Source organism: Halomonas stenophila (genome assembly GCF_014192275.1).
GTDB lineage: Bacteria > Pseudomonadota > Gammaproteobacteria > Pseudomonadales > Halomonadaceae > Halomonas > Halomonas stenophila.
Window position 1 is genome coordinate 1 of record NZ_JACHXR010000021.1, and the last position, 25,232, is coordinate 25,232.

25 protein-coding genes are annotated in these 25,232 nt (G+C 69.8%); 6 read left to right on the forward strand and 19 right to left on the reverse strand.

What is annotated here, in order from left to right:
* Window positions 1-118 precede the first annotated feature (118 nt).
* Window positions 119-1,237 (forward strand): MFS transporter, encoded by a 1,119-nt coding sequence (locus tag FHR97_RS19625; RefSeq protein ID WP_183385503.1) that lies wholly within the window; start codon window positions 119-121, stop codon window positions 1,235-1,237.
* A gap of 89 nt (window positions 1,238-1,326) precedes the next feature.
* Here FHR97_RS19625 and FHR97_RS19630 read toward each other — a convergent pair whose 3' ends face one another.
* From FHR97_RS19630 to dksA, 12 genes are all read right to left on the reverse strand, one after another.
* Window positions 1,327-2,502 carry an acetyl-CoA C-acetyltransferase gene (locus FHR97_RS19630; protein WP_183385480.1) on the reverse strand — a complete coding sequence of 392 codons (1,176 nt, stop codon included), beginning with the start codon at window positions 2,500-2,502 and terminating at the stop codon, window positions 1,327-1,329.
* Window positions 2,503-2,599: 97 nt separating this feature from the next.
* Window positions 2,600-2,749, reverse strand: coding sequence for a hypothetical protein (locus FHR97_RS19635; protein WP_183385481.1), 150 nt, complete (start codon window positions 2,747-2,749; stop codon window positions 2,600-2,602).
* A gap of 25 nt (window positions 2,750-2,774) precedes the next feature.
* On the reverse strand, window positions 2,775-3,623 hold the full coding sequence (gene panC, locus FHR97_RS19640) for a pantoate--beta-alanine ligase (protein ID WP_183385482.1): 849 nt from the start codon (window positions 3,621-3,623) through the stop codon (window positions 2,775-2,777).
* Window positions 3,623-4,414, reverse strand: coding sequence for a 3-methyl-2-oxobutanoate hydroxymethyltransferase (gene panB, locus FHR97_RS19645; protein ID WP_183385483.1), 792 nt, complete (start codon window positions 4,412-4,414; stop codon window positions 3,623-3,625). The genes panC and panB overlap by 1 nt, the downstream gene beginning before the upstream one ends.
* Window positions 4,415-4,520: 106 nt before the next feature.
* Complete coding sequence (folK, locus tag FHR97_RS19650; protein WP_183385484.1) at window positions 4,521-5,018, reverse strand: 2-amino-4-hydroxy-6-hydroxymethyldihydropteridine diphosphokinase; 498 nt, start codon at window positions 5,016-5,018, stop codon at window positions 4,521-4,523.
* The gene (pcnB, locus tag FHR97_RS19655; protein WP_183385485.1) at window positions 5,015-6,412 is read right to left on the reverse strand and encodes a polynucleotide adenylyltransferase PcnB; all 1,398 of its coding nucleotides are present in this window, start codon (window positions 6,410-6,412) and stop codon (window positions 5,015-5,017) included. The genes folK and pcnB overlap by 4 nt, the downstream gene beginning before the upstream one ends.
* A 198-nt stretch (window positions 6,413-6,610) precedes the next feature.
* A complete protein-coding gene (locus FHR97_RS19660) occupies window positions 6,611-6,949 on the reverse strand; it encodes a hypothetical protein (RefSeq protein ID WP_183385486.1) in 339 nt (112 codons plus the stop codon).
* Window positions 6,950-7,268: 319 nt separating this feature from the next.
* Window positions 7,269-8,690 (reverse strand): sigma-54-dependent transcriptional regulator, encoded by a 1,422-nt coding sequence (locus FHR97_RS19665; protein WP_183385487.1) that lies wholly within the window; start codon window positions 8,688-8,690, stop codon window positions 7,269-7,271.
* Window positions 8,668-11,628 carry an ATP-binding protein gene (locus FHR97_RS19670; protein ID WP_183385488.1) on the reverse strand — a complete coding sequence of 987 codons (2,961 nt, stop codon included), beginning with the start codon at window positions 11,626-11,628 and terminating at the stop codon, window positions 8,668-8,670. Before FHR97_RS19670 ends, FHR97_RS19665 begins: the two co-directional genes overlap by 23 nt.
* 279 nt (window positions 11,629-11,907) lie before the next feature.
* Window positions 11,908-12,087, reverse strand: coding sequence for a hypothetical protein (locus FHR97_RS19675; RefSeq protein ID WP_183385489.1), 180 nt, complete (start codon window positions 12,085-12,087; stop codon window positions 11,908-11,910).
* Window positions 12,088-12,097: 10 nt separating this feature from the next.
* Window positions 12,098-12,997, reverse strand: coding sequence for a tRNA glutamyl-Q(34) synthetase GluQRS (gene gluQRS / locus FHR97_RS19680; protein ID WP_183385490.1), 900 nt, complete (start codon window positions 12,995-12,997; stop codon window positions 12,098-12,100).
* An 81-nt stretch (window positions 12,998-13,078) separates the two neighbouring features.
* Window positions 13,079-13,516 carry an RNA polymerase-binding protein DksA gene (gene dksA, locus FHR97_RS19685; RefSeq protein WP_183385491.1) on the reverse strand — a complete coding sequence of 146 codons (438 nt, stop codon included), beginning with the start codon at window positions 13,514-13,516 and terminating at the stop codon, window positions 13,079-13,081.
* Between the two features lie 241 nt (window positions 13,517-13,757).
* On the opposite strand from dksA, the gene FHR97_RS19690 reads away from it, so the two are divergent.
* Together FHR97_RS19690 and sfsA are read left to right on the forward strand one after the other, a co-directional pair.
* Complete coding sequence (locus tag FHR97_RS19690) at window positions 13,758-14,927, forward strand: pyridoxal phosphate-dependent aminotransferase (protein ID WP_183385492.1); 1,170 nt, start codon at window positions 13,758-13,760, stop codon at window positions 14,925-14,927.
* 1 nt (window position 14,928) lies between these two features.
* On the forward strand, window positions 14,929-15,678 hold the full coding sequence (sfsA, locus tag FHR97_RS19695; protein WP_183385493.1) for a DNA/RNA nuclease SfsA: 750 nt from the start codon (window positions 14,929-14,931) through the stop codon (window positions 15,676-15,678).
* A 9-nt stretch (window positions 15,679-15,687) separates the two neighbouring features.
* On the opposite strand, the gene FHR97_RS19700 is transcribed toward sfsA, so the two are convergent.
* The 6 genes from FHR97_RS19700 to FHR97_RS19725 form a co-directional block, all read right to left on the reverse strand.
* Window positions 15,688-16,137, reverse strand: coding sequence for a DUF4426 domain-containing protein (locus FHR97_RS19700; RefSeq protein ID WP_183385494.1), 450 nt, complete (start codon window positions 16,135-16,137; stop codon window positions 15,688-15,690).
* A 51-nt stretch (window positions 16,138-16,188) separates the two neighbouring features.
* The gene (gene metW / locus FHR97_RS19705; RefSeq protein WP_183385504.1) at window positions 16,189-16,788 is read right to left on the reverse strand and encodes a methionine biosynthesis protein MetW; all 600 of its coding nucleotides are present in this window, start codon (window positions 16,786-16,788) and stop codon (window positions 16,189-16,191) included.
* Window positions 16,788-17,945, reverse strand: a complete 1,158-nt coding sequence (gene metX, locus FHR97_RS19710; protein ID WP_183385495.1) for a homoserine O-succinyltransferase MetX — start codon at window positions 17,943-17,945, stop codon at window positions 16,788-16,790. The genes metW and metX overlap by 1 nt, the downstream gene beginning before the upstream one ends.
* 37 nt (window positions 17,946-17,982) lie before the next feature.
* Window positions 17,983-18,576 (reverse strand): YggT family protein, encoded by a 594-nt coding sequence (locus FHR97_RS19715; RefSeq protein ID WP_183385496.1) that lies wholly within the window; start codon window positions 18,574-18,576, stop codon window positions 17,983-17,985.
* Window positions 18,577-18,611: 35 nt separating this feature from the next.
* A complete protein-coding gene (gene proC / locus FHR97_RS19720) occupies window positions 18,612-19,436 on the reverse strand; it encodes a pyrroline-5-carboxylate reductase (protein ID WP_183385497.1) in 825 nt (274 codons plus the stop codon).
* 62 nt (window positions 19,437-19,498) lie between these two features.
* Window positions 19,499-20,215: a YggS family pyridoxal phosphate-dependent enzyme gene (locus FHR97_RS19725; protein WP_183385498.1), complete on the reverse strand. Its 717-nt coding sequence runs from the start codon at window positions 20,213-20,215 to the stop codon at window positions 19,499-19,501.
* Between the two features lie 53 nt (window positions 20,216-20,268).
* Between FHR97_RS19725 and FHR97_RS19730 the strand changes: the two genes are divergently transcribed.
* Together FHR97_RS19730 and FHR97_RS19735 are read left to right on the forward strand one after the other, a co-directional pair.
* Window positions 20,269-21,303 carry a type IV pilus twitching motility protein PilT gene (locus FHR97_RS19730; protein WP_183385499.1) on the forward strand — a complete coding sequence of 345 codons (1,035 nt, stop codon included), beginning with the start codon at window positions 20,269-20,271 and terminating at the stop codon, window positions 21,301-21,303.
* A 26-nt stretch (window positions 21,304-21,329) separates the two neighbouring features.
* A complete protein-coding gene (locus FHR97_RS19735) occupies window positions 21,330-22,472 on the forward strand; it encodes a PilT/PilU family type 4a pilus ATPase (protein WP_183385500.1) in 1,143 nt (380 codons plus the stop codon).
* A 22-nt stretch (window positions 22,473-22,494) separates the two neighbouring features.
* On the opposite strand, the gene FHR97_RS19740 is transcribed toward FHR97_RS19735, so the two are convergent.
* Window positions 22,495-23,625 carry an anhydro-N-acetylmuramic acid kinase gene (locus FHR97_RS19740; protein WP_183385501.1) on the reverse strand — a complete coding sequence of 377 codons (1,131 nt, stop codon included), beginning with the start codon at window positions 23,623-23,625 and terminating at the stop codon, window positions 22,495-22,497.
* Window positions 23,626-23,741: 116 nt separating this feature from the next.
* Between FHR97_RS19740 and tyrS the strand changes: the two genes are divergently transcribed.
* Window positions 23,742-24,941: a tyrosine--tRNA ligase gene (gene tyrS, locus FHR97_RS19745; protein WP_183385502.1), complete on the forward strand. Its 1,200-nt coding sequence runs from the start codon at window positions 23,742-23,744 to the stop codon at window positions 24,939-24,941.
* Window positions 24,942-25,232 lie beyond the last annotated feature (291 nt).

Consider the following 25,232-nt stretch of genomic DNA (forward strand, 5'->3'; position numbering starts at 1 on the left):
GACCCACAAGGCCAGCCAGCTCCACGAGCTCCTGCCTCAGCACTGGCAGCACAATGCCTGATCACTGACAAGAGGTGTTCGCCGTTCGCTTACCGACTGGCTGGGCGTGACGGCGGTGATGGTCGGCATCTTCCTGCTGGTCACCGCCGAGCAGCTGCCCATCGGCCTGCTCTCCCAGGTGGCCGGCGCGCTGTCGGTGACGGCGGGCGTGGCCGGGCTGCTGATCACCGTGCCGGGGGTGGTGGCGGCCTTCGCCGCCCCGCTGCTGCCGGTGGCGGTGGGGCGACTGGATCGGCGCCTGATGCTGACCGGCCTGATGGCACTGATGACCCTGGCCAGCCTGCTGGGTGCCGTGGCCGGCAGCTTCGCCGTGCTGCTGGCCACCCGGGTGCTGGTGGGCGTGTGCATCGGCGGCTTCTGGGCCATCGCCGGGGGGCTGGCGTCGCGCCTGGTGGCGCTGGAGCAGGTGCCCCGGGCCATGGCGGTGATCTTCAGCGGCGTGGCCGGCGCCTCGGTGCTGGGGGTGCCGGCGGGCACCTGGCTCGGCGAGCAGACCGACTGGCGCATCGCCTTCGCCGCCCTGGCCGGCCTGAGCCTGGCGGTGACCCTGGCCCTGTGGGCGCTGTTGCCGCGCCTGCCGGCTCGGCAGCCGGTGCGCCTGGCCAGCCTGGGCGGGCAGTTCGCCAGCCGCGGCGTGCGGGTCGGGGTGAGCGTCACCGCGCTGATCGTGGTCGGCCATTTCGCCGCCTATACCTTCATCAGCCCGATCCTGCAGGACATCGCCGGGATTCCCCTGGCCAGCGTCAGCGGCCTGCTGCTGCTCTATGGCGGCGCGGGGCTGGCGGGCAACTTCCTCGCCGGCAGCGCCGCCGGGCGACATCCCTATCGCACCGTGCTGGTCATCCCGGTGCTGCTCGCCGTCGCGACCCTGGCCTTCCCCTGGCTGGGCCGCCAGGCCCCCATGGCGATCGCCCTGCTGATGCTGTGGGGGGCGGTGTTCGGCAGCATCTCGGTCAGCCTGCAGACCTGGATCCTCAAGAGTGCGCCCAATGCCGAGGCCGCCACCGCGCTGATGGCCTTCGTCTTCAACCTGGCCATCGGCGTCGGCGCCCTGGCCGGCGGCCAGGTGGTGGACGGCATCGGCCTGTCGGGCGTGCTGCTGGCCGCCGGTGGCCTGTTCACCCTCGCCGCGGGGATCGTCGTCCGGACCCCGTCGCGGGTGGTGGGACGGTCCTGACACGACAAAGCCCCCGCCGAGGCGGGGGCTTTCCGTGAGGACATGCCGGGGGTCGGGCCGTCGGTGCCGGCCCGCCTTGGCAGGCCGGCCTAGCGCTCGATGGCCAGCGCCACGCCCTGGCCGCCGCCGATGCACAGCGTCGCCAGGCCCTTCTTGGCGTCCCGGGCGATCATCTCGTGGACCAGGGTCACCAGGATGCGACAGCCGGAGGCGCCGATGGGGTGGCCCAGGGCGATGGCCCCGCCGTTGACGTTGATCCTGTCGGTGTCCCAGCCGAGCTCCTTGTTGACCGACAGCGCCTGGGCGGCGAAGGCCTCGTTGGCCTCGACCAGGTCCAGGTCGTCGAGGCTCCAGCCGGCCTTCTCCAGGCAGCGGCGAGTCGCCGGAGCCGGCCCGATGCCCATGATCGAGGGATCGACACCGGCGTTGGAGTAGGCCTTGATGCGGGCCAGCGGCTCCAGCCCCAGGGCCTTGGCCTTCTCTGCGGAGCACAGCATGACCACGGCGGCGCCGTCGTTGATGGAGGAGGCGTTGCCGGCGGTGATGGTACCGTCCTTCTTGAAGGCAGGACGCATGGTGCCGAGCTTCTCGGCCGTGACGTCACGGGGCCCCTCGTCGGTGTCGAAGACCAGCGGGTCGCCCTTGCGCTGGGGGATCTCCACCGGGACGATCTGGCCCTTGAACTTGCCTTCCTTGATGGCCGCCGTGGCCTTCTGCTGGGAGGCGGCGGCGAACTCGTCCATCGCCTCGCGGGTGATGCCGTACTTCTCGGCCAGGTTCTCCGCGGTGATGCCCATGTGGTAGCCGTTGAAGGCGTCCCACAGGCCGTCGTGGACCATGGAGTCGATGGCCTTCCAGTCCCCCATGCGCTGGCCGGTGCGCGAGTTGGGCAGCACGTGGGGCGACAGCGACATGTTCTCCTGCCCGCCGGCCAGGATCAGCTCGGCATCCCCGCAGAGGATCGCCTGGGTGGCCAGGTGCAGGGCCTTGAGGCCGGAGCCGCAGACCTTGTTGATGGTCATGGCGGGGACGGCATCGGGCAGGCCGGCCTTGATGGAGGCCTGGCGCGCCGGGTTCTGGCCGGTGCCGGCGGTGAGGACCTGACCGAGCAGGACCTCGTCCACCTGGTCGGGGGCCACACCGGTACCGGACAGGATGTCCTTGATGACATGGGCGCCGAGGTCGCTGGCGGGGACGCTGGCCAGGGAGCCACCGAAGGAGCCGACGGCGGTACGGCGCGCGGCAACGATCACCACTTCTTGCATGGGGTTACTCCTGAAGTTCAACGGACGGGCGTCCATTCAGCATAGGGGACGCTTGTGCACTGCGGCAATCCCCCGGTGAGAGGAAAAGTGCGGAACTTCAGTATAGGCGAGAGAGGGAGGAGCCGCGCCCCGGCACGGCTCGGGCGAGCTGGACGGGGATGGCGCAGGAGCCCTCCTCGTCGAGGACGGCCTGGGGGCGGGCCACGTGCCGCTTGGCCTCGAGCAGGGTGGTCTGCAGGGGAGCCATTCCTTTCGTGGCGGTGGCCGGGTCCTCAGCGGGGCAGGGTCAGCGACAGGTTGTCGATCAGTCGGGTCGGGCCCAGACGCGCCGCCACCAGCAGCACGGCCTCGCGGGTCGTCTCGACGACCGGGCTCAGGTCGGCGGCGCGCAGTTCCAGGTAATCGGGGGCGAAGCCCGCCTCGCGCAGGCGGGCGAGGCCGGTCGCGAGGGCCGCGGCCGGCGCCTCGCCGGCCTCCAGGGCCTGGCTCAGCTCGACCAGGGTCTGGTGCAGGCGGGGCGCCACGGCGCGCTGGGCGTCGCTCAGGTAGCCGTTGCGCGACGACAGGGCCAGCCCGTCCGCGGCGCGCACGATGGGCACGCCGACCACCGCCACCGGCAGGTGCAGGTCGGCCACCAGGCGGCGGATCACCGCCAGCTGCTGGTAGTCCTTCTCGCCGAAGCAGGCCACGTCGGGCTGCACCAGGTTGAAGAGCATGGTGACGATGGTGGCCACGCCATCGAAGTGGCCGGGTCGCGCCCCGCCGCACAGCCCCTCGGCGACGTCCGGGACGCTGACCCGGGTCTGGGCGGCGAGGCCGCGAGGGTAGACCGTGGCCTCGTCGGGGGCGAACAGCAGGTCGCAGCCGGCCGCCTCGAGCCGTGCCTGGTCCTCGGCCAGGGTGCGCGGGTAGGCGTCCAGGTCCTCGCCGGGACCGAACTGCATGGGGTTGACGAAGATCGTCGCCACCACCACGTCGGCCCGGCGCCGGGCCTCGGCGACCAGCGCCAGGTGGCCGTCGTGGAGGTTGCCCATGGTCGGCACCAGGCCGATGGTACGGCCCGCGCGACGGTGCGCGGCCAGGCGCTCGCGCAGCGCCGGGATCGCGTGCAGGGTAAGCATCAGAAGCAGTGCTCCTCGGCGGGGAAACGCCGCGCCTTGACGTCCTCGTGGTAGCGCCGGAAGGCGTCCTGGATGTCGTCGGCCTCCGCCATGTAGTTCTTCACGAAGCGCGGGCTGCGTCCGCCGGTCACGCCGAGCACGTCATGCATCACCAGGATCTGGCCGTCCACGTCCGGGCCGGCGCCGATGCCGATCACCGGCACCGCGAGGGCCTGGGCCACGGCGCGGCCCAGGCTCGCCGGCACGCACTCGAGCAGGATCACCGAGGCACCGGCCTCGACCAGGGTGCGGGCGTCCTCGAGGATGCGGCTGGCCTGGTCGGCATCGCGGCCCTGCACCTTGTAGCCGCCGAGCTGGTAGACGGTCTGCGGGGTCAGCCCCAGGTGAGCGCAGACCGGCACGCCGCGGCGGGTCAGCTCGCGGATGCCCTCGGCCATCCAGGCCTCGCCCTCCACCTTGACCAGCTCGGCGCCGGCGCGCATCAGCTCGCCGGCGTCCTGCAGCAGGCGCTCGGTGCTGGCGTTGCTCATGAACGGCAGGTCGACCATCAGCAGGCTCGCGCCCTTGCCGCGCGCCACGCAACGGGTGTGATAGCAGACATCCTCCAGGGTCACCGGCAGGGTGCTGGCGTGCCCCTGCAGGACCATGCCCAGGGAATCCCCGACCAGCAGCACCTCGACCCCGGCCTGATGGGCGGCATGGGCGAAGGTGGCGTCATAGGCGGTCAGGCAGCTGAAGGTCTCACCGGCGCGCTTGAGGGACTGCAGCGTGCTCAGGGTGACGGTTCTCATGGCGTGCTCTCGTGTCGTCGATGGGGCGTCGGGGCCCTCTGTGTAACGCGCAATTGTTACCCGAACCCGGCAGAGGTGTCGATAGGTAACACCATGCGCGGTGCCCTCAGGGCGAGGGTAACACCTGGCGCAGGCCTCCGCGGTCCAGGGTCTCGGCCAGCGCATCGACCCGGCGACCATCCGGCAGGCGCATCCCCGGGGCCAACTCGGCCAGGGGCACCAGCACGAAGGCGCGCCGCACCATCTCCGGGTGGGGCAGGGTCAGCCGTGGCGTCGACAGCTGCCGGTCATCGTAGAGCAGCAGGTCGAGATCCAGGGTCCGGGGCCCCCAGCGGCGGGCGCGGACCCGGCCGTGACGCTGTTCCAGGGCCTGCAGCTGGTCGAGCAGGGCCAGCGGCGACAGGCGCGTCTCCAGCTCGGCCACCGCATTGACGAAGTCCGGCTGGTCGGCGGGGCCGACCGGACGGCTGGCATAGCGCCGCGAGGCTCGCCGACGGCGGGTCAGCGGCAGGGCGTCGAGTTCGTCCAGGGCGCGCTCGACATGGTCGTGGGGGCCGTCGAGATTGCTGCCCAGGCCGATCCAGGCGAGATGCCGCTGCCTCATTCGTCGGTCGGGGGCTTGCGCGGCTTGCGGCGGCGGCGACGACGCTTGCGCGGGGCGCCGCTGCCGGCCGGATCGGCGCCCACCTTGCTCAGCAGGCGGCGCTGCTCGTGCTCGTCGGCGTCCTGGAAGGCGGTCCACCAGTCGCCGAGTCCGGGCGCCAGCTCGCCGGCGGCCTCGCGGACCAGCAGGAAATCGTAGGCGGCGCGGAAGCGCGGGTGCTCGCGCGTCTGGAAGACCCGCTTGCCGCGGCGCAGCGGCAGGCGCTGCTGCAGGTCCCAGATGTCGCGCATCGGCAGGCTGAAGCGCTTGGGAATGGCGACGTGCTGCAGCTGGCGCGAGATGACCTGCTGAGAGGCCGCCTGCAGGGCCGGGATCGGCGGCATGCCGTCGTCCTCGAAGGCCTGCTGGCGCAGCTGTACCGGTCCCCAGAGCAGGGCGGCGAAGAGGAAGGCCGGGGTCACCGGGCGCTCCTCGTGGACGCGGCGGTCGGTGCTGGCCAGGGCCCGTTCCACCAGCGGCTCGGCCCATTCCAGTTCGACCATGGCCTCATCGGCCGCGGGGAACAGCATGGAAAACAGGCCGTAGTCGCGCAGCAGTCGGAAGGTCTCGACGCCATGGCCGCTCATGAACAGCTTGAGCACCTCGTCGAACAGCCGGGCCGGCGGCACCTGAAGCAGCAGGGGGGCGAGTTCGTGGACCGGCGCCTCGGTGGCCGGGTCCAGGTGGAAGTCGAGCTTGGCGGCGAAGCGCACGGCGCGCAGCATGCGCACCGGATCCTCGCGATAGCGCGTCGCCGGATCGCCGATCAGCCGCAGGGTACGCGACTCGATGTCGCGTACGCCGTCGGCGAAGTCGTGGATCGAGAAGTCGGCGATGTTGTAGTAGAGGGCGTTGATCGTGAAGTCGCGGCGCAGGGCGTCTTCCTCGATGTTGCCCCAGACGTTGTCGCGCAGCAGCATGCCGTCGTCGGACTGCTGGGCGATATGGTCGCCATGGTCGTCGCCGGGCCTGCCGCGGAAGGTGGTGACCTCGATCACCTCGCGGCCGAAGCGGACATGGACGATGCGGAAGCGGCGGCCGATGAGGCGCGAGTTGCGAAACAGCTCCCGGACCTCTTCCGGCGTGGCGTCGGTGGCCACGTCGAAGTCCTTGGGCATGCGGCCGAGCAGCGAGTCGCGGATGCAGCCACCGACCAGGAAGGCCTCGTGCCCGGCGTTGTGCAGCCGGTAGAGCACCTTGAGCGCGGCATCGCTGAAGTGCTGGCGCGATACCGGATGCTCCTGGCGGGGGATGATGCGAAGCACGGGGTTGCCGGCCGACGCATCCTGAGGGCCGAACAGCGACCTGATGTGCTCGCCCGGGCTCTGCAGAAAGCGGGTAAAACCTTTGATCATGCGGCGTTATCGACTCGCGGGGGTACGAAAAGCGTTGAGTGTAGCGGACGGCCGACACCTTGCAAAGCATGGGCGCCTCTGGCAGCGGGCGACACAAGCAAAGGGGGAGGCCATTGGCCTCCCCCGTCAAGCAAGGTGCAGCATCCCTGCTGCTGATTCTTCTTCGTGATGGCGCATCGCCTTGAATACGCACCACAGTCACCAAGGAGTTTTCAGGCAAGCAATGTTGTTGTCGTTGTTGACGCTCCTGACGGCGACCGCCTCGTATTCAAAACAATAATCCAACCACGACGGCATGGGAGCATGCCTTCCCCCGACGTCTTGTTGTTGTTGACGGGGGTGCACCACGGCGGCCCTTGTTGTTGTTGGTAGCCGGTGGCGGTGCGTCGCGTCCTGGTTCCGGGCTTCGAGCGTGTTGTTGTTGTTGACCTCGAAGGACTCGCGCTCTGTGTCGCTGTTGTGCTTGTTGTCGACATCGCGCTCGAAATGTCGCGGGCCCGGGGTCTTGTTGTTGTTGGCGGGTCGGGCCCCAGTCACCTCGCCTCGACCTTGTTGTTGTTGGGGGTCGCGGGTGACATCCGGAAATTGTTTTTCTTGCCCTGTAATGTTGCAGCGGCCGTGCCATAATATGAAAAGTGCTTTAAAAACATGATGTTGTGATTAGCCTCTCTATGGGCGCGCCGAGCGAGCGGGCCTTGTGTTACCCCATCGGCGCCATCCTGGGGCAAGGGGTGTGTGGGAAGGTAACAGATGGTGCAGATGAGCTCGCCGGGACCCCAAGAACGGCGCCCGCGGCAGGAATCGCGGGCGCTAGCACTTTGGTCGGGTTGACGCGGGCGAGGCGTTGCGCAAGCCGTCAGCCGGCGCTGCGCCTCGGCCCCTTCTTGCGGGGAATCCCCAGGCGCTGGCGGCGCTCCCAGAGGCACTTGCGACTGATGCCCAGCTTCTGGGCCAGCTCGGTCTCGCTCATCTGGTCCTGGTGCTCGAGCACGAAGTGCTGGAAGTAGTCCTCCAGGGACAGGTCCTCCTCGTCGGGCGTCGGCTCCTCCTCGCCGTGGGACTCGCCGCCGCTCGCCGTCGGCCCAGCGGCGCGGCTCGGCGGCTCGGGGGGGCGGGGCGCCGGGGTCGGGCGCGGTCCCGGGGAGAGCCCCAGGTCGTCGGGGTGGATCAGGTGGCCCTCGGCGAGGATGACGCCGCGCTCGAGGGCATTCTCCAGCTCGCGCACGTTGCCCGGCCAGGGAAAGTCGCGGATGACCCGCCGGGCGGCGCGGGACAGCCGCAGTCCCTCCCGGTCATGTCGCCGGCAGGCCTTGTCGAGCAGCACGTCGGCGATCTCCAGGATGTCGTCCTCGCGGTCGCGCAGGGGCGGCAGGTCGATCTGCATCACGTTGAGACGATAGTAGAGGTCGAGGCGGAACTCGCCGGTCTTCGACAGGGCGCGCAGGTCGCGGTGGGTGGCGGCGATCAGGCGCACGTCCACGTGGCGGGTCTCCACCGAGCCGATCTTGCGGATCTCGCCCTCCTGGAGGACGCGCAGCAGGCGGGCCTGGGCATCCAGGGGCAGTTCTCCGATCTCGTCGAGGAAGAGGGTGCCGCCGTCGGCGGCCTCCACCAGGCCGGTGCGCGCGGCGCTGGCCCCGGTGAAGGCGCCCTTCTCGTGGCCGAACAGCTCGGACTCGATCAGCGTCTCGGGAATCGCGGCGCAGTTGACGCAGACCAGCGAGGCCGCGGCGCGCTTGCTCTGCTGGTGGATGGCCCGGGCGACGAGCTCCTTGCCGGTGCCGGACTCGCCCTGGATCAGCACGGTGACGTCGGCCGGGGCGGTCTTGCGGATGCGGGTGTAGACCGCCTGCATGGCCGGGCAGTTGCCGATCATGGTCTGGCGCTGGCCGCCGGGCTCGGTGATGTCGGGGGGCTCGGCGCGCTGGGTGGCCTGCTGGTGCAGGACCCGGGCGACGGTCTCGAGCAGTTCGTCGTGGTCGAAGGGCTTGGCCACGTAGTCCACGGCACCGAGCTTCAGGGCCTCCACCGCCGAGCGCATGCTGGCGTAGCTGGTCATGATCAGCACCGGCACCGGCGCGGCCCGGGCGATCAGCTCGGTGCCGGGGTCGCCGGGCAGGCGCAGGTCGCTGATCACCAGGTCGAAGCGCTGGGGATCGAGGTCCAGGGCCTCGGACACGGCGCCGGCCTCGCTGACCGTGTGGTCATGGCGCTCCAGCAGCCGCCGCAGGGCGCTGCGAATGATGGCTTCGTCTTCAACGATCAGGATCCGACTCATCGGGGGATTCACCATCCTCTTGGTTGAGCGGCAGCCACAACTGGATGCGGGTGCCGGTTGCCTGCTCGGCGGGGGGGGACTCGATCTCGATCTGGCCGCCATGCTCGGCGACGATGCTGTAGACCAGCGGCAGGCCGAGGCCCGTGCCCTCACCGGCTGGCTTGGTGGTGGTGAAGGGCTCGAACAGGTGATCGCGCACCCGCTCGTCGATGCCGTGGCCCTCGTCGGTGACGCTGACCAGCAGCCAGCCCGCCCGGGGCTCGGCATCGATGACCACCCGGCCGCCCGGGTCGCTGGCATCGCGGGCGTTGCCGACCAGGTTGATCATCACCTGCTGCAGGCGCTGGCCGTCGCCGAGCACCTCGAGGGCCGGCGGGCAACGGTTCTCGTAGTGGACATCCTCCCCCGAGCGGGCGAGGCGGATCAAGTGCAGGGCCTCGTCGGTCACGGCGGCCATCGACACCGGGGCGAAGGGGGTGCCGGCCACGTGACGCCCGCCATGGGCGAAGCCCACCAGCGAGCCGACGATCCGCGAGACCCGGTCGGTGAGCTGCTGGATCTGGTCGGCGGTCTCGAGCAGCGCGGGGTCGTCGGTGTCGTAGCGCAGGTTCTGGGCCAGCGAGGAGATGCCGGTGATGGGATTGCCGATCTCGTGGGCCACCCCGGCGGCCAGCTGGCCGATCGAGGCCAGGCGGGCGGCGTGCACCAGCTCGTCCTCCAGCCACTTCATCTCGCTGTGATCCTCCACCAGGATGACGTTGCCGCCGGGCTCGTGCCGGTCCTCGTGCAGCTCGGCCTTGTGCAGGCTCAGGTAGCGCAGGCCCTTGGCCAGGGTCACCGGCTGCTTGTAGAGGTGGCTCGCGGGCTCGGCCAGGATCTGGCCGAGCAGGGCGTTCCAGGGTGGCGGCAGGGTGTCGCGGTGGGCGCCGATCACCGATTCACCCTCGATGCCGGAGAGCTCGGCCAGGGCGTCGTTCCACATCAGCAGCTCGCCATCCTCGCCGAAGGCGCACAGCCCCACCGGCAGGCGGGTCAGGGTGCGCCGATGGTAGCGACGCAGGCCGTCGAGTTCCCGGGCCAGGCCGGTGAGCCGCGAGCGATAGGCCTCCAGGCGGCTCTCGACGAAGTGGATGTCCTCGGTGGCATCGGGACCGTCCTGGCGATAGGGCAGGAAGCGGTCGACGATGTCCTGGGCCACCGAGGGCCCCATCAGGCCGGAGAGGTTGGCCTGGATGCGGTCGCGCAGGCGGCGCAGGGCATAGGGCCGGCCGTCCAGCGGCGACAGCTTGAGCGCCGTCAGGGCGCGGTCGACCTCGCGGTTGGCGACCTCCTCGCCCAGGGCGCGGGCCAGGTGATGCTTGATCTCCTCGCCGTTGGCGGCCACCAGCGGCAGGCGCATGGGGCGGATCACCGCATCCACCGAGCAGGCCTCGGCGGCGGCGCGCTCGCCGGCCGAGGTGCGGGTGGCCAGGGAGACGAGGATGAAGGTCAGGATGTTCGCGGCCAGCGAGACCAGGGTCACGACGTACCAGTCGGGCTCATTGGCCAGCACCTCGAGGCCCGGGGGCAGGATCACCAGCGGCGGGAACGGGCTGAGCAGCGGCACCCAGAGCCCGGCGAGCCACACCAGCACGCCCGCCGTGAGGCCGGAGACCATGCCCTTGCGGTTGGCCCCGGGCCAGTAGAGCAGCGCCAGCATGCCGGGCAGGCACTGGGCCATGCCGATGAAGGAGGCCAGGCCCAGGGTCGAGAGGTCGTGGTGCACGCCCACGGTGCGGTAGAACACCCAGCCGCCGAGGATCACCGCGGCGATCAGCCCCCGGCGCAGCCAGCGCAGCCAGCGGTAGAGGTCGGGCTGGGCGATGGGCGGATGCGCCACCAGCACCAGGTGGTTGAGAATCATCCCCGACAGCGCCAGGGAGATGATGATCATGGTGCCGCTGGCCGCGGCCAGGCCGGCGATGAAGGCCAGCGCGCCCACCCACCAGGACGAGGAGAGCGTGAAGGCCAGGTAGGCGGCAGCGGGGTCGGCGGTGTCGACGCCCAGTCGCTGGGCGCCCCACAGGATCAGCGGTACCGGCAGCGCCATCAGCAGCAGGAACAGCGGCAGGGCCCAGCCGGCCTGGAGCAGGGTGCGCCGGCTGAGGGTCTCGGCGAAGGTGATATGGAACATGTGCGGCATCAGGAAGGCCGCGGCGAAGAACAGCAGCAGCAGGGTGCGCCACTGGGCGGGGTCGAGGTGGGCGGTCTCCGCCTGGGCGGGATGACCCGGGCCGTCGAGCCAGGCCTGGAGGTCGGCGGGTCCGTCGAAGATGCCGTAGAGCGCGAAGGCGCCGAGGGCCAGCATGGCGCCGAGCTTGACCACCGACTCGAAGGCGATCGCCGCCAGCAGGCTGTCATGGCGGGCGTTGAGATGGCTGTGCCGGGCGCCGAAGAGAATTGCGAACAGCGCGATCAGGCTGCAGAAGCCGAGCGCCAGCCACTCCGGGGAGCCGGCCCCGGACAGCAGGTGGATGGCATTGCCCATGGTCTGCACCTGCAGCGCCAGCAGGGGCAGCACCGCCAGCAGGCTCACCAGGGTGATCAGGGTGCCGACCCAGCGCGAGCGGAAGCGGAAGGCGAAGAGGTCGGCCAGCGAGGCCAACTGGTAGGTGCGGGTCATGCGCTGGATGGGCACCAGCAGCACCGGGGCGAGCAGGAAGGCCCCGGCCGCGCCCAGGTAGTAGGCCAGGTAGCCGAAGCCGCTGCGGCTGGCCTGCTCGATGCTGCCGTAGACCGCCCAGGCGCTGGCATAGACGCCCAGTGCCAGGGTGTAGACCGCCGGATGGCGGACCAGGCGCGTCGGCAGCCAGCCGCGTTCCACGGCCAGGGCACAGAGGAACAGCAGCAGCAGGTAGCCGACACCGAGGGCCGACAGGCTGGCGAGGCTCACACTCATCGAGGTGTCTCCCTAGGGCGCGTTAACCATCGCACGCACGTTGCGCCGGAGCCGGTGGTTGTGCAGATCGCGGCATGAACGACGTGGTTTGGTGGTGCTAAATGAGTCGTGAATAACAAAGAGCTGCGCAGCCACCGGCCCGGCCCTTCGGGTTGCGCCTCACCAGGCGTCATGCGGCGTTGACGGCCTGGTCAAGGGAACCACCCTTGACGGCGGCCGTCGCCTGGCCTGACGCCTGGTGAGACAGCAACGCCATCGGCGGACGAGGGTTAACGCGCCCTAGCGCCGCTCGTCGAGCTTGCGTTTCTGTTCCAGCCACAGGGTCAGCGCGATCAGCACCCCCCAGATGACGAAGGGGCGGTACCAGGCGACGCCGGCGCTGCCCCAGCCGCTCATCAGCAGCGGCGAGAGCAGGTAGCCGCCGAAGACCAGGAACAGCATGATGCGATAGACGTACACGGGGCTCTCCTCAGGGCGTGGCGGCGTCGTCCGGCAGGGTGCGCTCGAACTCGGCGCGCAGGCACTCCGGCTCCCAGCGGGCGATGGCCCAGTCGAGCTGCTCCGCCACCGGGGCGATGGCCAGCTCGGCGGGCGGGGCCTGGTCCAGGACGTCCAGGGCGCGGTGCAGCAGGGGACGCACGGCGGCGTCCGCCTCCGGCAGGGCCGGGGCCATGTTCTGCTTCGACAGCTTCTGGCCGTCGCCGCCGAGGATCAACGGCAGGTGCAGGTAGCGGGGCGTCGGCAACCCCAGGGCCGCCTGCAGCTGGCGCTGCCAGGGCGTGTTGTCGAGCAGGTCGGCGCCGCGCACCACATCGGTGATGCCCTGCTCGGCGTCGTCCACCACCACGGCCAGCTGGTAGGCCCAGAGGCCGTCCTTGCGCTTGAGCACCACGTCGCCGAGGGCGGCCGGGTCGAGGGACTGGCGGCCAAACAGCCGGTCCTGCCAGGTGACCGGGCGTCGTCCCAGGTCGCTGCGCAGCCGCCAGGCCACCGGCTTGCCGGGCTCGCTGACGCCCCCGCGGCACCAGCCCGGGTAGATCGGATACGCCCGCCACTGCCGGCGCGAGCAGCTGCAGGGATAGGCCAGACCCAGCGCCTCGAGACGCGCCAGGGCCGTTGCATAGGCGGCGTCGCGGTCGTGCTGCCGGGTCACGGGGCCGTCCCAGTGCAGGCCGAAGGCCTCCAGCTGGCGCAGGATGGTGTCGGCGGCCCCGGGGGGGCAGCGCGGCGGATCGATGTCCTCGATGCGGACCCCCCAATGACCGTTGCGGCGGCGGGCGTCGAGGAAGCTGGCCAGGGCCGCGATCAGCGAGCCGAAGTGCAGGGGCCCCGAGGGCGTCGGGGCGAAGCGGCCGCGGTAGGCGTTCATGGACGGCTCCGGGGCGAGAGGGCGAACATGCGGACGGGCACCCGGGGGTGCCCGTCGTGAGGCCGGCAGCGGCGCGGGACCTCAGCCGCCGAGCTGCTTCTCCTTGAGTTCGGCCAGGGTCTTGCAGTCGACGCACAGGGTCGCGGTGGGACGGGCCTCGAGGCGGCGGATGCCGATCTCGACGCCGCAGGCGTCGCAGAAGCCGTAGTCGTCCTCGTCGATCTTGTCGATGGTCTCGTTGATCTTCTTGAGCAGCTTGCGCTCGCGGTCGCGGGTGCGCAGCTCGAGGCTGAAGCCCTCCTCCTGGGTCGCCCGGTCGGCCGGGTCGGCGTAGTTGTTCGCCTCCTCCTGCAGGTGGCGCACCGTGCGGTCGACCTCCTCCATCAGTTCCTGTTTCCAGCCCAGCAGGATCTGTCGGAAGTGCTCGAGCTGCTTCTCGTTCATGTACTCTTCACCCGGCGCCGGCTCGTACGGGGTGAATTTCTTGGGCGCTTCCATCTTCTTTTCTGCTACTGGCATGGGACTGCCTCGTTACTTGAGTGACTGCTGATCAATACCCGCCGCGGTGCTAAGGTATCTCACGCCAAAGGGATGCTTGTTTAGCGAAAAAACTCGCGCTTTGCAACACCTCCCTGGGTGAGGACTGCGTCGGCACTCCAAAAGTCGTAACATGCAGGGTTTGACTATGGCAGGTCGGAAAGATGCCCGCCACGCTGGCATGTCGTCGACGGGCCAGCCCGTACCGTGCAAGGAGACCCTCATGCCCTGGAGTTCACGCCTCGACGCCGTTGCCCCCTTCCGCGTGATGAGCCTGCTGGAGACCGCTCAGGCCCGGGAGGCCGCGGGTCATGATGTCATTCACCTGGAGGTGGGCGAGCCGGACTTTCCCACACCCGAGCCGATATTGGTGGCGGGCCAGCAGGCGCTGGCCCGGGGCCAGACCCGTTACACCCCGGCCGCCGGGCTGCCGGCCCTGCGCGAGGCCATCGCCGGGCACTATGCCCGCCACTTCGGTGCCGACGTCGACCCGGCGCGCATCATCGTCACTCCCGGGGCTTCCGGTGCCCTGCTGCTGGCCAGTCAGCTGCTGGTCGAGGCCGGCGACCGGGTGCTGATGGCCGATCCCACCTATCCCTGCAACCGCCACTTCATGGCGCTGGCCGGGGCCGAGGTCGACGCCGTGCCGGTGGGGCCGGCCAGTGGCTGGCAGCTGGATGCCGGCCTGGTGGCGCACCACTGGGGCGAGGCCACGCGGCTGGCGATGCTGGCCTCGCCCTCCAACCCCACCGGCCATATGCTCGATGCCGCGGGACTCGCGGCGGTCGCCGAGCAGGTTGCAGGGCGGGGAGGTCATCTGCTGGTGGACGAGATCTACCAGGGGCTCTGCTACGAGCTGGCCCCGCTCTCGGCTGCCACCGTTGCGCCCGAGGCCTTCGTGGTCAACAGCTTCTCCAAGTACTTCGGCATGACCGGCTGGCGCCTGGGCTGGCTGGTGGCCCCCGAGGCGGCCGTCGAGCCGCTCACCCGGCTGGCCCAGAACGTCTTCCTGGCCGCCCCCACCCCGGCACAGCACGCCGCCCTGGCGGCCTTCGCGCCCGAGTGCCGCGAGTTGCTGGAGGCGCGCCGCGGCGAGCTTCAGCGGCGCCGCGACGCCCTGCTCGCCGGCCTGGCGGGCCTCGGGCTGGCGCCAGACCTGCCGCCCCAGGGGGCCTTCTATCTGTGGCTCGACATCGCCCGCTACAGCCACGACAGCGAGGCCTTCTGCCGGGACCTGCTGGAGGAGGAGAACGTCGCCATCACCCCGGGCACCGACTTCGCCGTGCAGGGCGGCGAGCACCATGTGCGCATCGCCTTCACCACCGACATCGCCCGGCTGGAGGAGGCCGTCGCGCGCCTCGGGCGCTTCCTGGCCCGGCAGGGGGACGCCTGAGATGCGCTATCCGGCGCTGGTGCCCGGGACCCTGCTGCGACGCTACAAGCGCTTCCTGGCCGACGTGCGCCTCGACGACGGCCGCGAGGTGGTTGCCCACTGCCCCAACACCGGCTCCATGCGCGCGGTCAACGTCCCGGGCTGTCGGGTGTGGCTGTCGCCCAGCGACGATCCTCGGCGCAAGCTGGCCTGGACCTGGGAGCTGATCGAGTTGCCGCAACCGGAGGGCGCCACGGCGCTGGCCTCGGTGCACACCGGCCGGGCCAACCGCATCGTCGAGGAGGCGCTGGTGGCCGGGGACATCGAGGAACTGGTCGGGCTGGGCCCGCTGACGCGCGAGGCCCGGGTCGAGGGCGCCCATCGCGCACGACTGGATTTCCGGCTGGGGAGCGGGGACGGCGCGGCCTATGTGGAGGTCAAGCAGGTGACCCTGCGCGAGGCGGATGGCCACGGCTACTTCCCCGACGCGGTCAGCGAGCGCGGGCGCCGGCACCTCGAGGTGCTGGCGGGGCTCGCCGCCACGGGGCAGCGCGCCGTGCTGCTGTTCTGCGTGGCCCACGAGGGCATCGGCAGCGTGGCCCCGGCGAGTCACCTGGACCCGGCCTATGCCGAGGCGCTGCAGCGGGTCGCCGCCCTGGGCGTGGAGGTGCTGGCCCGCCGCTGCCGCTTCGTCCTCGAGGATGGCCGGCCGTGCGCCGTCACGCTCGGGGAGGCGTTGCCGGTCGAGGTTGAGCGGCGCTTCCCAGGCTAGTTCCGGTCACTAGCGGTCGATATAGAAGCGCTGGGTGAAGGCGACGTCGACCGGGGCGGCATTGCGGTCGGGGGTCACCTCGAGCTCGAAGCGCATCGGCTCGCCCTCGTGGATGCGGAAGGTGGCGATGTGGTAGATGCTGTCGCCATCCCGTACGGTGCGAAAGCGCAGCGGCAAGGGCTGGCCGGTCAGGCCGCTGACCTGGCCGTCGACCCGGGCGTTCACCGCACGGGGCGCGCCCGCGTCCTGCTCCTGCAGCACGCTGACGTTGAGCATGCCGGTGACCCGACTGCGCTGGATGCCCGTCGCCGCCGCCACCTCGGGGGCGATGAAGCTGGTGTTCAGGGCGTTGTAGTGGATCTGGTAGTCGCCGACCTGCTCGAACTGCTGGGCCTGGGCCAGGGGCGCGGCCAGCAGCAGGCCGGTAGCCAGTGCACCCAGGGTCTGTCGAATCGTCATGCTGTCTGCCCTCCTGTCGCGGAATTCGTCCCCGTGTGTCATCCCGCCGGCTCAGCCCCGGTGGCGGGCCACCCGGAAGATGGCGATCTCGCCGAACAGGTTGGGCCACCACCGCGAGGTCCAGTGCCCCTCGTGGTCGCCGATGCCCACGGCCCGGTCGACGATCATCAGACCCTTGTCCCGGCACAGGTGTTCAAAGTCATTGAACGTCGACAGGTGGATGTTGGGCGTGTCGTACCAGGCATGGGGCAGCGACCTGGAGACCGGCATGTAGCCGCGCAGGCCCAGGTAGGCGCGGTGACGCCAGTAGGCGAAGTTGGGGAAGGTGATGATGCACTCCCCGGCGACCCGCAGCATCTCGTCGAGCATGCGGTCGGGACGGCGCAGGGCCTGCAGGGCCTGGGTCATCACCACCAGGTCACAGGCGTCGTCCTCGAAGTTGGCCAGGCCCTCGTCGAGGTTCTGCTCGATGACATTGACGCCACGGGCGAGACAGGCGGTGATGCCCTCGTGGTCGATCTCCAGTCCGTAGCCGGTGACGCCCTTGTCGCGGGCCAGGGCGGCCAGCAGGGTGCCGTCGCCGCAGCCCAGGTCGAGCACCCTGGCGCCCTCGGGCACCCAGTCGTGGATCCGTTTCAGGTCGGCGCGCATCATGGGCGGTCCTCCAGGCCCTGGTCACGGGCCACGCGCTGCATGAAGGCGGCGAACACCGCCTGGTAGCGGGGTTCGGGCAGCAGGAAGGCGTCGTGACCGTGGGGCGAGTCGATGTTGGCGTAGCTGACCGACTTGCCGGCACGGACCAGGGCGTTGACCAGCTCCTTGGAGCGCCACGGCGGGAAGCGCCAGTCGGTGGAGAAGCTGACCACCAGGAAGGGGCAGTCGGCCGGGGCCAGGGCCGCCGCCAGGTCGCCGCCATGGGCCGCGGCCGGGTCGAAGTAGTCCAGTGCCTTGGTCATCAGCAGGTAGGTGTTGGCATCGAAGGACGTCGAGAAGGTGTCGCCCTGGTAGCGCAGGTAGGACTCCACCTGGAACTCCACGTCGTAGCCGAAGTTGAGGTCCTCGCTGCGCAGGTCGCGGCCGAACTTGCTGCCCATGGCGTCTTCCGACAGGTAGGTGATGTGACCCACCATGCGGGCCAGCTTGAGGCCGCGTCGGGGCAGGGTGCCGTGGTCGGCGTAGTGGCCATCGAAGAAGTCGGGGTCGGAGCGGATGGCCTGACGGGCCACCTCGTTGAAGGCGATGTTCTGGGCCGAGAGCTTGGGTGTCGCAGCGATCACCACGGCGTTGGCGATGCGCCCGGGGTAGCTCAGCGTCCACTGCAGCACCTGCATGCCGCCCAGGCTGCCGCCGACCACCGCGGCGAAGCGCTCGATGCCCAGGCGGTCGGCCAGTCGGGCCTGGCTGTGCACCCAGTCGCCCACCGTCATCATCGGGAAGTCGGGTCCCCAGGCCTCGCCGGTCACCGGGTTGAGGCTGGCGGGGCCGGTGCTGCCGTGGCAGCCGCCGAGGTTGTTCACCGAGACCACGAAGAAGCGGTCGGTGTCGATGGACTTGCCGGGGCCGATATGGGCGTCCCACCAGCCGGGCTTGCGCTCGTCCTGCGAGTGGTAGCCCGCGGCGTGGTGGTGCCCGGAGAGGGCGTGGCAGATCAGGATGGCGTTGCTGCACTCGGCATTGAGGGTGCCATAAGTCTCGTAGACCAGGTCATAGGCCGGCAGCGTCCTGCCGCAGGCCAGGGCAAGCGGGTCGTCGAAGTGCGCCTTCTCGGGCGACACCAGGCCGACCGAATCGCGGGGAAGCTCGGTCATCGGGCGTGTCGTGTCCAGTCGTTGTAATGGCGTTGGCTCAGAGGCCGACCAGGGCGCCGACGATGCCGGCGGCGCGGATCAGCGAACCCACCACGATACCATCGATGAGGCTGATGGCGATGAACACCACGATGGGCGAGAGGTCGAGCATGCCCAGCGGGGGGATCACCCGCCGCACCGGGGCCATGATCGGCTCCACCAGCTGCATGATCAGGATGGCTGCGGGGTGGCTGGCGCGGGGCGCCACCCAACTGAGGATGATCATCACGATCAGCGCGAAGAAGTAGATCTTGAGGATGGCGTTGGCCAGCGCCGCCACGGCGCCGATGGCCAGGTCATCCACCGGGGCCATGCCGTAGCCGGCGATCTGCAGGATGGCGATGATGGCCACCAGCTTGATCACCAGTCCGCAGGCCAGGGTGGCCAGGTCGAAGCGGCCCATCACCGGGCCCAGGAAGCTCTGGAAGGGGCGCACCGCCGGCTGGGTGATCTTCACCACCGACTGGCTGATGGGGTTGTAGTAGTCCGCCCGGGATGCCTGCAGCAGGAAGCGCAGCATCAGCAGGAACAGGTAGATGTTGACGAGAGTGTTGACCAGCAAGAGGCCGGCGTTTCCCAATTGACTGCCCATCAGGGCTCCTCCATGTCGCGTGTTTGCTTGCCGGCTCAGCGCTTGCCGAGTTCCGCGGCCATCTCCCGGGCGCGCTCGGCACAGGCAGTCATGGCCTGCTGCATGATGTCGCGCAGGCCCGCGTCTTCCAGGTGCTCGATGGCGCGTTCGGTGGTGCCGCCCGGCGACATCACGTTGCGCTTGAGCTCTCCGGGCGTCTTGTCGCTGGCCATGGCCATGCGCGCGGCGCCGAAGGCGGTCTGCATGGCCAGCCGGCGCGCGGTGTCCGCGGGCAGGCCGAGCCTGGCGCCGGCCTCCTCCATGGCCTCGAACATCAGGAAGAAATAGGCCGGGGCGCTGCCGGAGACGGCGGTGACGGCCTCCAGCAGGGCCTCCTCCTCGACCCACTCGACCAGGCCCACGGCCTCGAGCAGCTCGGTGGCCAGCCGGCGCTGGGCCTCACTGACCCGCGGGTTGGCGTACAGGCCGGCGGCCCCGGCGCCCACCAGGGAGGGGGTGTTGGGCATGCAGCGCACCACGGCGAGCTCGCCGCCGAGCCAGGTCTCCAGGGTCTCCGCGGGCAGGCCGGCCGCCACCGAGAGGATCAGCGGCTTGCGCGCCTGGACGGCATCGCGCATGGCGCTGCAGACGTCGTGCATGATCTGCGGCTTGACCGCCAGGACCACCACGTCGGCGCTGGCCACGGCGGTGGCGTTGTCGGTGGAGGTATGGATACCCAGCCGCTCGCGGATCGAGGTCAGGGCTTCCTCGTGGGGGGCGGTGGCGGTGATGGCCTCGCGGGGATACCCGCTGTCGATCATCCCGCCGATGATGGCGCTGGCCATGTTGCCGGCGCCGATGAAGGTGACTTGGCTTGCCATGGGATCTGTCCTGTCTGGGTCGACGAGTGGAACCGCCGGCGGGCCGGCGGCGTCGTGAGCTATCAGTCGTTGGTCTGAGGCCGCCGGCGTTCACCGAAGATGGCCGTACCGAGTCGTACCAGGGTGGCGCCTTCCTGCACCGCGGCCTCCAGGTCGCCGCTCATGCCCATCGAGAGGGTATCGAGGTCGGCATCCGGGAAGCGTGCGCGCAGCGCCTCCAGGGCCTCGCGCAGCCGGGCGAAGGGCGCGCGCTGGGCTGCCGGGGTGTCTGCCGGGGCCGGGATCGCCATCAGCCCGCGCAGCGCGAGCCGGGGCATCGCCCGCACGGCCTCGGCCAGCGCCGGCAGTTCCTCGAGTCTCACCCCGGCCTTCGAGGCCTCGCCGCTGATGTTGACCTGCAGGCAGACATTCAGCGGCGCCAGGCCTGGCGGGCGTTGATCGTTGAGACGCCGGGCGATCTTCTCGCGGTCTACGCTATGTACCCAGGCGAAGCGTGCAGCCACGTCGCGGCTCTTGTTGGACTGCAGGGGGCCGATGAAATGCCAGACGATGTCGTCCAGGTCGGCGAGCTCGGCCTGCTTGTCCAGGGCTTCCTGGACGTAGTTCTCGCCGAACTCGCGCTGGCCGAGTTGCCAGGCCTCGCGGATCAGGGCGGCGGGTTTGGTCTTGCTGACCGCCAGCAGCCGCGCCGCGCCGGGGGCGCGGCCGGCATCGGCCAGCGCCGCCGCGAGGCGGTGGCGGGCGGCGGTCAGGGAATCGGAAAGTACCAGATCCGTCATGTCGCGAGGTCTGTCATACTAAGAACACCTTATCCCGGGAGCGGGGGAAACGCATGGATATTACCGAACTGCTGGCATTCTCGGCAAAGCAGAACGCCTCGGACCTGCATCTGTCGGCGGGTCTGCCGCCGATGATTCGTGTCGATGGCGATATCCGCCGGCTCAACGTGCCGGCCATGGAGGACCGGGAGGTCCGCAAGCTGATCTACGACATCCTGGCCGATCGCCAGCGCCGGGACTTCGAGGAATTCTGGGAGACCGACTTTTCCTTCGAGGTGCCGGGCGTCTCGCGCTTCCGTGTCAACGTCTTCAACCAGGCCCGTGGCGCCGGGGCGGTATTCCGTACCATTCCCTCCGAAGTGTGGACCATGGAGGATCTGGGCATGGGCGACGTCTTCCGCCGCCTGTCCATGCTGCCACGGGGCCTGGTGCTGGTGACCGGTCCCACCGGTTCGGGCAAGAGCACCACGCTGGCGGCGATGATCGACTACGTCAACGAGAACCGCTTCGAGCACATCCTCACCATCGAGGACCCGGTGGAGTTCGTCCATCGCAGCAAGCGCTGCCTGGTCAACCAGCGCGAGGTGCACCGCGACACCCATGGCTTCGCCCCCGCCCTGCGCAGCGCCCTGCGCGAGGACCCCGACGTCATTCTGGTCGGCGAGATGCGCGACCTCGAGACCATCCGGCTGGCGCTGACCGCGGCCGAGACCGGCCATCTGGTGTTCGGCACCCTGCACACCACCTCGGCGGCCAAGACCATCGACCGGATCATCGACGTCTTCCCCGGCGACGAGAAGGCCATGGTGCGCTCGATGCTCTCCGAGTCGCTGCAGGCGGTGATCTCCCAGGCGCTGCTCAAGCGCCAGGGCGGCGGCCGGGTCGCGGCCCACGAGATCCTCATCGCCACCGCGGCGGTGCGCAACCTGATTCGCGAGGACAAGGTCGCGCAGATCTACTCGGCGATCCAGACCGGCGGCAACCTGGGCATGCAGACCCTCGACGCCTCTCTGGCGCGCCTGGTGGCCGACAACGTGGTGGCCCGGGAAGAGGCCCAGGCCAAGGCCAAGTCCGTCTTGGCGAGCTGAACGGGTGACCGTCAAGGAGTCCTGACATGACTGCAAAAGAATGGCTGTACCAGTTGCTGGACATCATGATCGAGAAGGATGCCTCGGACCTGCTGATCTCGGTAGGGGCGCCGCCGACGCTGAAGATGGCCGGCAAGCTGACGCCCATGGGCGACCAGGGGCTGAACGTCGAGCAGGTCACCGAACTGGTGACGGCCTCGATGCCGGAGGTGCCCCGCCGGCGCTTCATCGACGAGCACGAGGCCAACTTCGCGCTCAGCCTGGAGGGTCGGGGTCGCTTCCGGGTCAGCGCCTTCCAGCAGCGCAACCAGCCGGCCATGGTGATCCGCCGCATCGCCTTCGAGATCCCGCACCTGGAGGAGCTGTCGCTGCCCACGGTGCTCGGCGAGCTGGCCAACCACAAGCGCGGCCTGGTGTTCGTGGTCGGCGGCACCGGCACCGGCAAGTCGACCACCCTGGCCTCGATGATCCAGCAGCGCAACGAGACCATCGGTGGGCACATCATCAGCGTCGAGGATCCCATCGAGTACGTGCATCCGCATCGCCGCGCGATCATCAACCAGCGCGAGGTGGGCATCGACACCGACTCCTACGAGGTGGCGCTGAAGAACACCCTGCGCCAGGCCCCGGACGTGATCCTGATCGGCGAGATCCGCACTCGGGAGACCATGGAGCATGCCCTGACCTTCGCCGAGACCGGGCACCTCTGCCTGGCGACCCTGCACGCCAACAACGCCAACCAGGCGCTCGACCGGATCATCCACTTCTTCCCCCACGAACGGCACGAGCAGGTCTGGCTCGACCTCTCGCTGAACCTGCGCGCCATCGTCGCCCAGCAGCTGCTGCCCACGATGGATGGCGGACGCTGCCCGGCCATCGAGGTCATGCTCAAGTCGCCGCTGATCGGTGACCTGATCCGCAAGGCCGAGGTGTCCGAGGTCAAGAACATCATGGCTCGCTCCCGGGACCAGGGCATGCAGACCTTCGACCAGGCGCTCTATGACCTCTTCAAGCAGGGGCGCATCTCCGAGGAGGTGGCGCTGGTCCACGCCGATTCGGCCAACGACCTGCGCATGATGATCAAGTACGGCGACGAGCGGGGCGAGGGCCTGGCCGAAGCCAAGCAGGCGGCCAGCCACCTCTCGCTGCGCGGCGAGGACGACTACTAGACCGAGGCGGTCCAGTAGCCGCTCAGGGGGCGTAGACGCCGCCCAGCACCCGCGGCCCGGCGGCGCCGGTGACCGAGGGCAGGTTGCCCGGCAGGCCCTCGAGGCGGCGCCAGGCCAGCCAGGCGAAGGCCGCGGCCTCGAGCCAGTCGGCGGGCCAGTCCAGGCCGCGGCTGTCCTCCAGGGGCGTCTCGGGGAGCCGGCGTGCCAGGCGTGACAGCAGGTCGGGGTTGTGGGCCCCGCCGCCGCAGGGGATCAGGCGGCTGGCGGGGGGCGCCGCCAGTGACTCCCGCGCCATCTCGATGCCCATGGCCACGCTGGCGGCCGTCAGCTCGGCCAGGGTCGCCTGGACGTCCGCCGGCGCCTCCCCGCCCGACAGCCGCGATGCCAGCCAGTCCAGGTGGAAGACCTCCCGGCCGGTGCTGCGGGGCGGCGGGCGGTGGAAGAAGGGTTCGCCGAGCAGGCGCTCGAGCAGTGTCTCGTCGACTCGTCCCGAGGCCGCCCAGGCGCCTTCCGCGTCGAAGCGCCCGCCCCGATGGCGGGCATGCCAGGCATCCAGCAGGGCGTTGGCCGGCCCGGTGTCGAAGCCCAGCGGCGGGCGCTCGTCCCCGGCCGGGGGCAGCAGGGTCAGGTTGGCGAAGCCGCCCAGGTTGAGCACCAGGCGCCACTCATCGGTGGCGCGGAACAGCGCCTCATGGAAGGCCGGCGCCAGCGGAGCGGCCTGGCCGCCCGCGGCCAGGTCGCGGCGGCGGAAGTCGGCGACCACCCGGCAGCCGGTGAGCTCGGCCAGCAGGCTGGGGTTGTCGAGCTGCAGCGTATAGGCCGGCCCCTCGCCATGGCCCCAGGGGGCATGCTCGATGGTCTGGCCATGGCTGCCGATGGCGGCGATCGCCGAGGCCGTGGTGTCGCTGGCGGCCAGCAGACCCGCCACCGCCTCGGCCTGCAGCTCGCAGAAGGCCTGCTCGGCGGCGGCGAGCTCGGCGAAGCTCACTCGCTCGGCATGGCACAGCTGCCACAGGGCGTCGCGCAGCGGGGGCGGCATCGCCGCACCATGGGTGGCCACCAGGCGGGGCGGGGTGTCTGCGGCGATGTCGACCAGGGCGGCATCGATACCATCCAGGCTGGTGCCGGACATCAGGCCGATGAACAGGGACATGGGGGACTCCCGGGAAGGGCTCAACCGTCGATGGCTGGCATGATAACATTCCCCGCCATAGCCATAGTCCATCGCCGCCCCGAACACGGGCCGCCCTGCCGAGTGGAGAGGAGAGCATGTCCGATGTCGCCGACGCGCTAGCGTTGCTCAAGCGTGGTACCCACGAGATCCTGCTCGAGGACGAGCTGGAGAAGAAACTGGCCTCCGGCCGCAAGCTGCGCATCAAGGCGGGCTTCGATCCCACCGCCCCCGACCTGCACCTGGGGCACAGCGTGCTGCTCACCAAGATGCGTCAGTTCCAGGATCTCGGTCATGAGGTGGTCTTCCTGATCGGCGACTTCACCGGGCGCATCGGGGACCCCACCGGCAAGAACGTCACCCGCAAGCCGCTCACCGAGGCCGAGGTCAAGGCCAATGCCGAGACCTACAAGGAGCAGGTGTTCAAGATCCTCGATCGCGACAAGACCGAGGTGCGCTTCAATGCCGAGTGGTTCGCCGCGATGAGCGCCGCCGACATGATCGAACTGGCCGGGCAGAGCACCGTCGCCCGCATGCTGGAGCGCGACGACTTCGAGAAGCGCTACGGGTCCGGGCAGTCGATCTCCATCCACGAGTTTCTCTATCCGCTGGTGCAGGGCTATGACTCCGTGGCGCTGGAGGCCGACGTCGAGCTGGGCGGCACCGACCAGAAGTTCAACCTGCTGATGGGCCGCGAGATCCAGAAGCACTTCGGTCAGGAGTCCCAGGTGGTCATCACCATGCCGCTGCTCGAGGGCCTCGATGGCGTGCAGAAGATGTCCAAGTCGCTCGGCAACTATGTGGGCGTCGACGAGGCGCCGGGCACCATGTTCAACAAGCTGGTGTCCATGCCCGACAGGCTGATGTGGCGCTACTTTGAACTGCTCTCGCTGAAGAGCAACGAGGAGATCGATGCCCTGAAGCGCGACGTCGAGGGCGGCGCCAATCCCCGCGACATCAAGATGGAGCTCGCCCGCGAGCTGATCGGTCGCTATCACGGCGAGGAGGCCGCGGCCACTGCCCACCGCAGCGCCGGCAACCAGCTGGCCGAGGGCGAGCTGCCGGAAGACCTGCCCGAGGTGGAAGTCGATTTCGAGGGCAGTGCCCAGGCCCCCATCGCCGCGGTGCTCAACCGGGCCGGGCTGACCAGGAACAGTGCCCAGGCCAAGGACATGCTCGGCAATGGCCGGGTCAAGGTCGATGGCCAGGTGGTGGCCCGGGACCACATGCTCGACGGGGGGCGCAGCTATGTCATCCAGGCCGGCAAGAAGCGCTATGCCCGGGTGACGATCGCCTGACACTGCCGCTCCCGATGTCGCCAACGCCCGCCCCCGTGCGGGCGTTCGTGTCTGTGGCGGCAGCAACGACATATCCACAACGGGTGCTGGTCGAATCCGGTTGTGGATAGTCTAGCGGGCGGGGTGAGTGTCATCACTGCTTCATGGCGCCGTCACGCCCCTGAAACTTTTTCCCCGCAGGGCTTGCGTGGGCCCGGGATAAGCCGTAAAGTACGCATCCGCTGCCGGCGACGGGCAACGTTGCAGGCGGTGATGAGTGGCAGAAGTGCTTGTTTCTTCGAGAGTTTTTGA

Excerpts from the sequence above, each read along its gene's own strand:
- FHR97_RS19625 (WP_183385503.1), top strand. The coding sequence starts at position 119 with ATGGTCGGCATCTTCCTGCTGGTCACCGCCGAGCAGCTGCCCATCGGC.
- FHR97_RS19630 (WP_183385480.1), bottom strand. The coding sequence starts at position 2,502 with ATGCAAGAAGTGGTGATCGTTGCCGCGCGCCGTACCGCCGTCGGCTCC.
- FHR97_RS19635 (WP_183385481.1), bottom strand. The coding sequence starts at position 2,749 with ATGGCTCCCCTGCAGACCACCCTGCTCGAGGCCAAGCGGCACGTGGCC.
- panC (WP_183385482.1), bottom strand. The coding sequence starts at position 3,623 with ATGCTTACCCTGCACGCGATCCCGGCGCTGCGCGAGCGCCTGGCCGCG.
- panB (WP_183385483.1), bottom strand. The coding sequence starts at position 4,414 with ATGAGAACCGTCACCCTGAGCACGCTGCAGTCCCTCAAGCGCGCCGGT.
- folK (WP_183385484.1), bottom strand. The coding sequence starts at position 5,018 with ATGAGGCAGCGGCATCTCGCCTGGATCGGCCTGGGCAGCAATCTCGAC.
- pcnB (WP_183385485.1), bottom strand. The coding sequence starts at position 6,412 with ATGATCAAAGGTTTTACCCGCTTTCTGCAGAGCCCGGGCGAGCACATC.
- FHR97_RS19665 (WP_183385487.1), bottom strand. The coding sequence starts at position 8,690 with ATGAGTCGGATCCTGATCGTTGAAGACGAAGCCATCATTCGCAGCGCC.
- FHR97_RS19670 (WP_183385488.1), bottom strand. The coding sequence starts at position 11,628 with ATGAGTGTGAGCCTCGCCAGCCTGTCGGCCCTCGGTGTCGGCTACCTG.
- gluQRS (WP_183385490.1), bottom strand. The coding sequence starts at position 12,997 with ATGAACGCCTACCGCGGCCGCTTCGCCCCGACGCCCTCGGGGCCCCTG.
- dksA (WP_183385491.1), bottom strand. The coding sequence starts at position 13,516 with ATGCCAGTAGCAGAAAAGAAGATGGAAGCGCCCAAGAAATTCACCCCG.
- FHR97_RS19690 (WP_183385492.1), top strand. The coding sequence starts at position 13,758 with ATGCCCTGGAGTTCACGCCTCGACGCCGTTGCCCCCTTCCGCGTGATG.
- sfsA (WP_183385493.1), top strand. The coding sequence starts at position 14,929 with ATGCGCTATCCGGCGCTGGTGCCCGGGACCCTGCTGCGACGCTACAAG.
- FHR97_RS19700 (WP_183385494.1), bottom strand. The coding sequence starts at position 16,137 with ATGACGATTCGACAGACCCTGGGTGCACTGGCTACCGGCCTGCTGCTG.
- metW (WP_183385504.1), bottom strand. The coding sequence starts at position 16,788 with ATGCGCGCCGACCTGAAACGGATCCACGACTGGGTGCCCGAGGGCGCC.
- metX (WP_183385495.1), bottom strand. The coding sequence starts at position 17,945 with ATGACCGAGCTTCCCCGCGATTCGGTCGGCCTGGTGTCGCCCGAGAAG.
- FHR97_RS19715 (WP_183385496.1), bottom strand. The coding sequence starts at position 18,576 with ATGGGCAGTCAATTGGGAAACGCCGGCCTCTTGCTGGTCAACACTCTC.
- proC (WP_183385497.1), bottom strand. The coding sequence starts at position 19,436 with ATGGCAAGCCAAGTCACCTTCATCGGCGCCGGCAACATGGCCAGCGCC.
- FHR97_RS19725 (WP_183385498.1), bottom strand. The coding sequence starts at position 20,215 with ATGACGGATCTGGTACTTTCCGATTCCCTGACCGCCGCCCGCCACCGC.
- FHR97_RS19730 (WP_183385499.1), top strand. The coding sequence starts at position 20,269 with ATGGATATTACCGAACTGCTGGCATTCTCGGCAAAGCAGAACGCCTCG.
- FHR97_RS19735 (WP_183385500.1), top strand. The coding sequence starts at position 21,330 with ATGACTGCAAAAGAATGGCTGTACCAGTTGCTGGACATCATGATCGAG.
- FHR97_RS19740 (WP_183385501.1), bottom strand. The coding sequence starts at position 23,625 with ATGTCCCTGTTCATCGGCCTGATGTCCGGCACCAGCCTGGATGGTATC.
- tyrS (WP_183385502.1), top strand. The coding sequence starts at position 23,742 with ATGTCCGATGTCGCCGACGCGCTAGCGTTGCTCAAGCGTGGTACCCAC.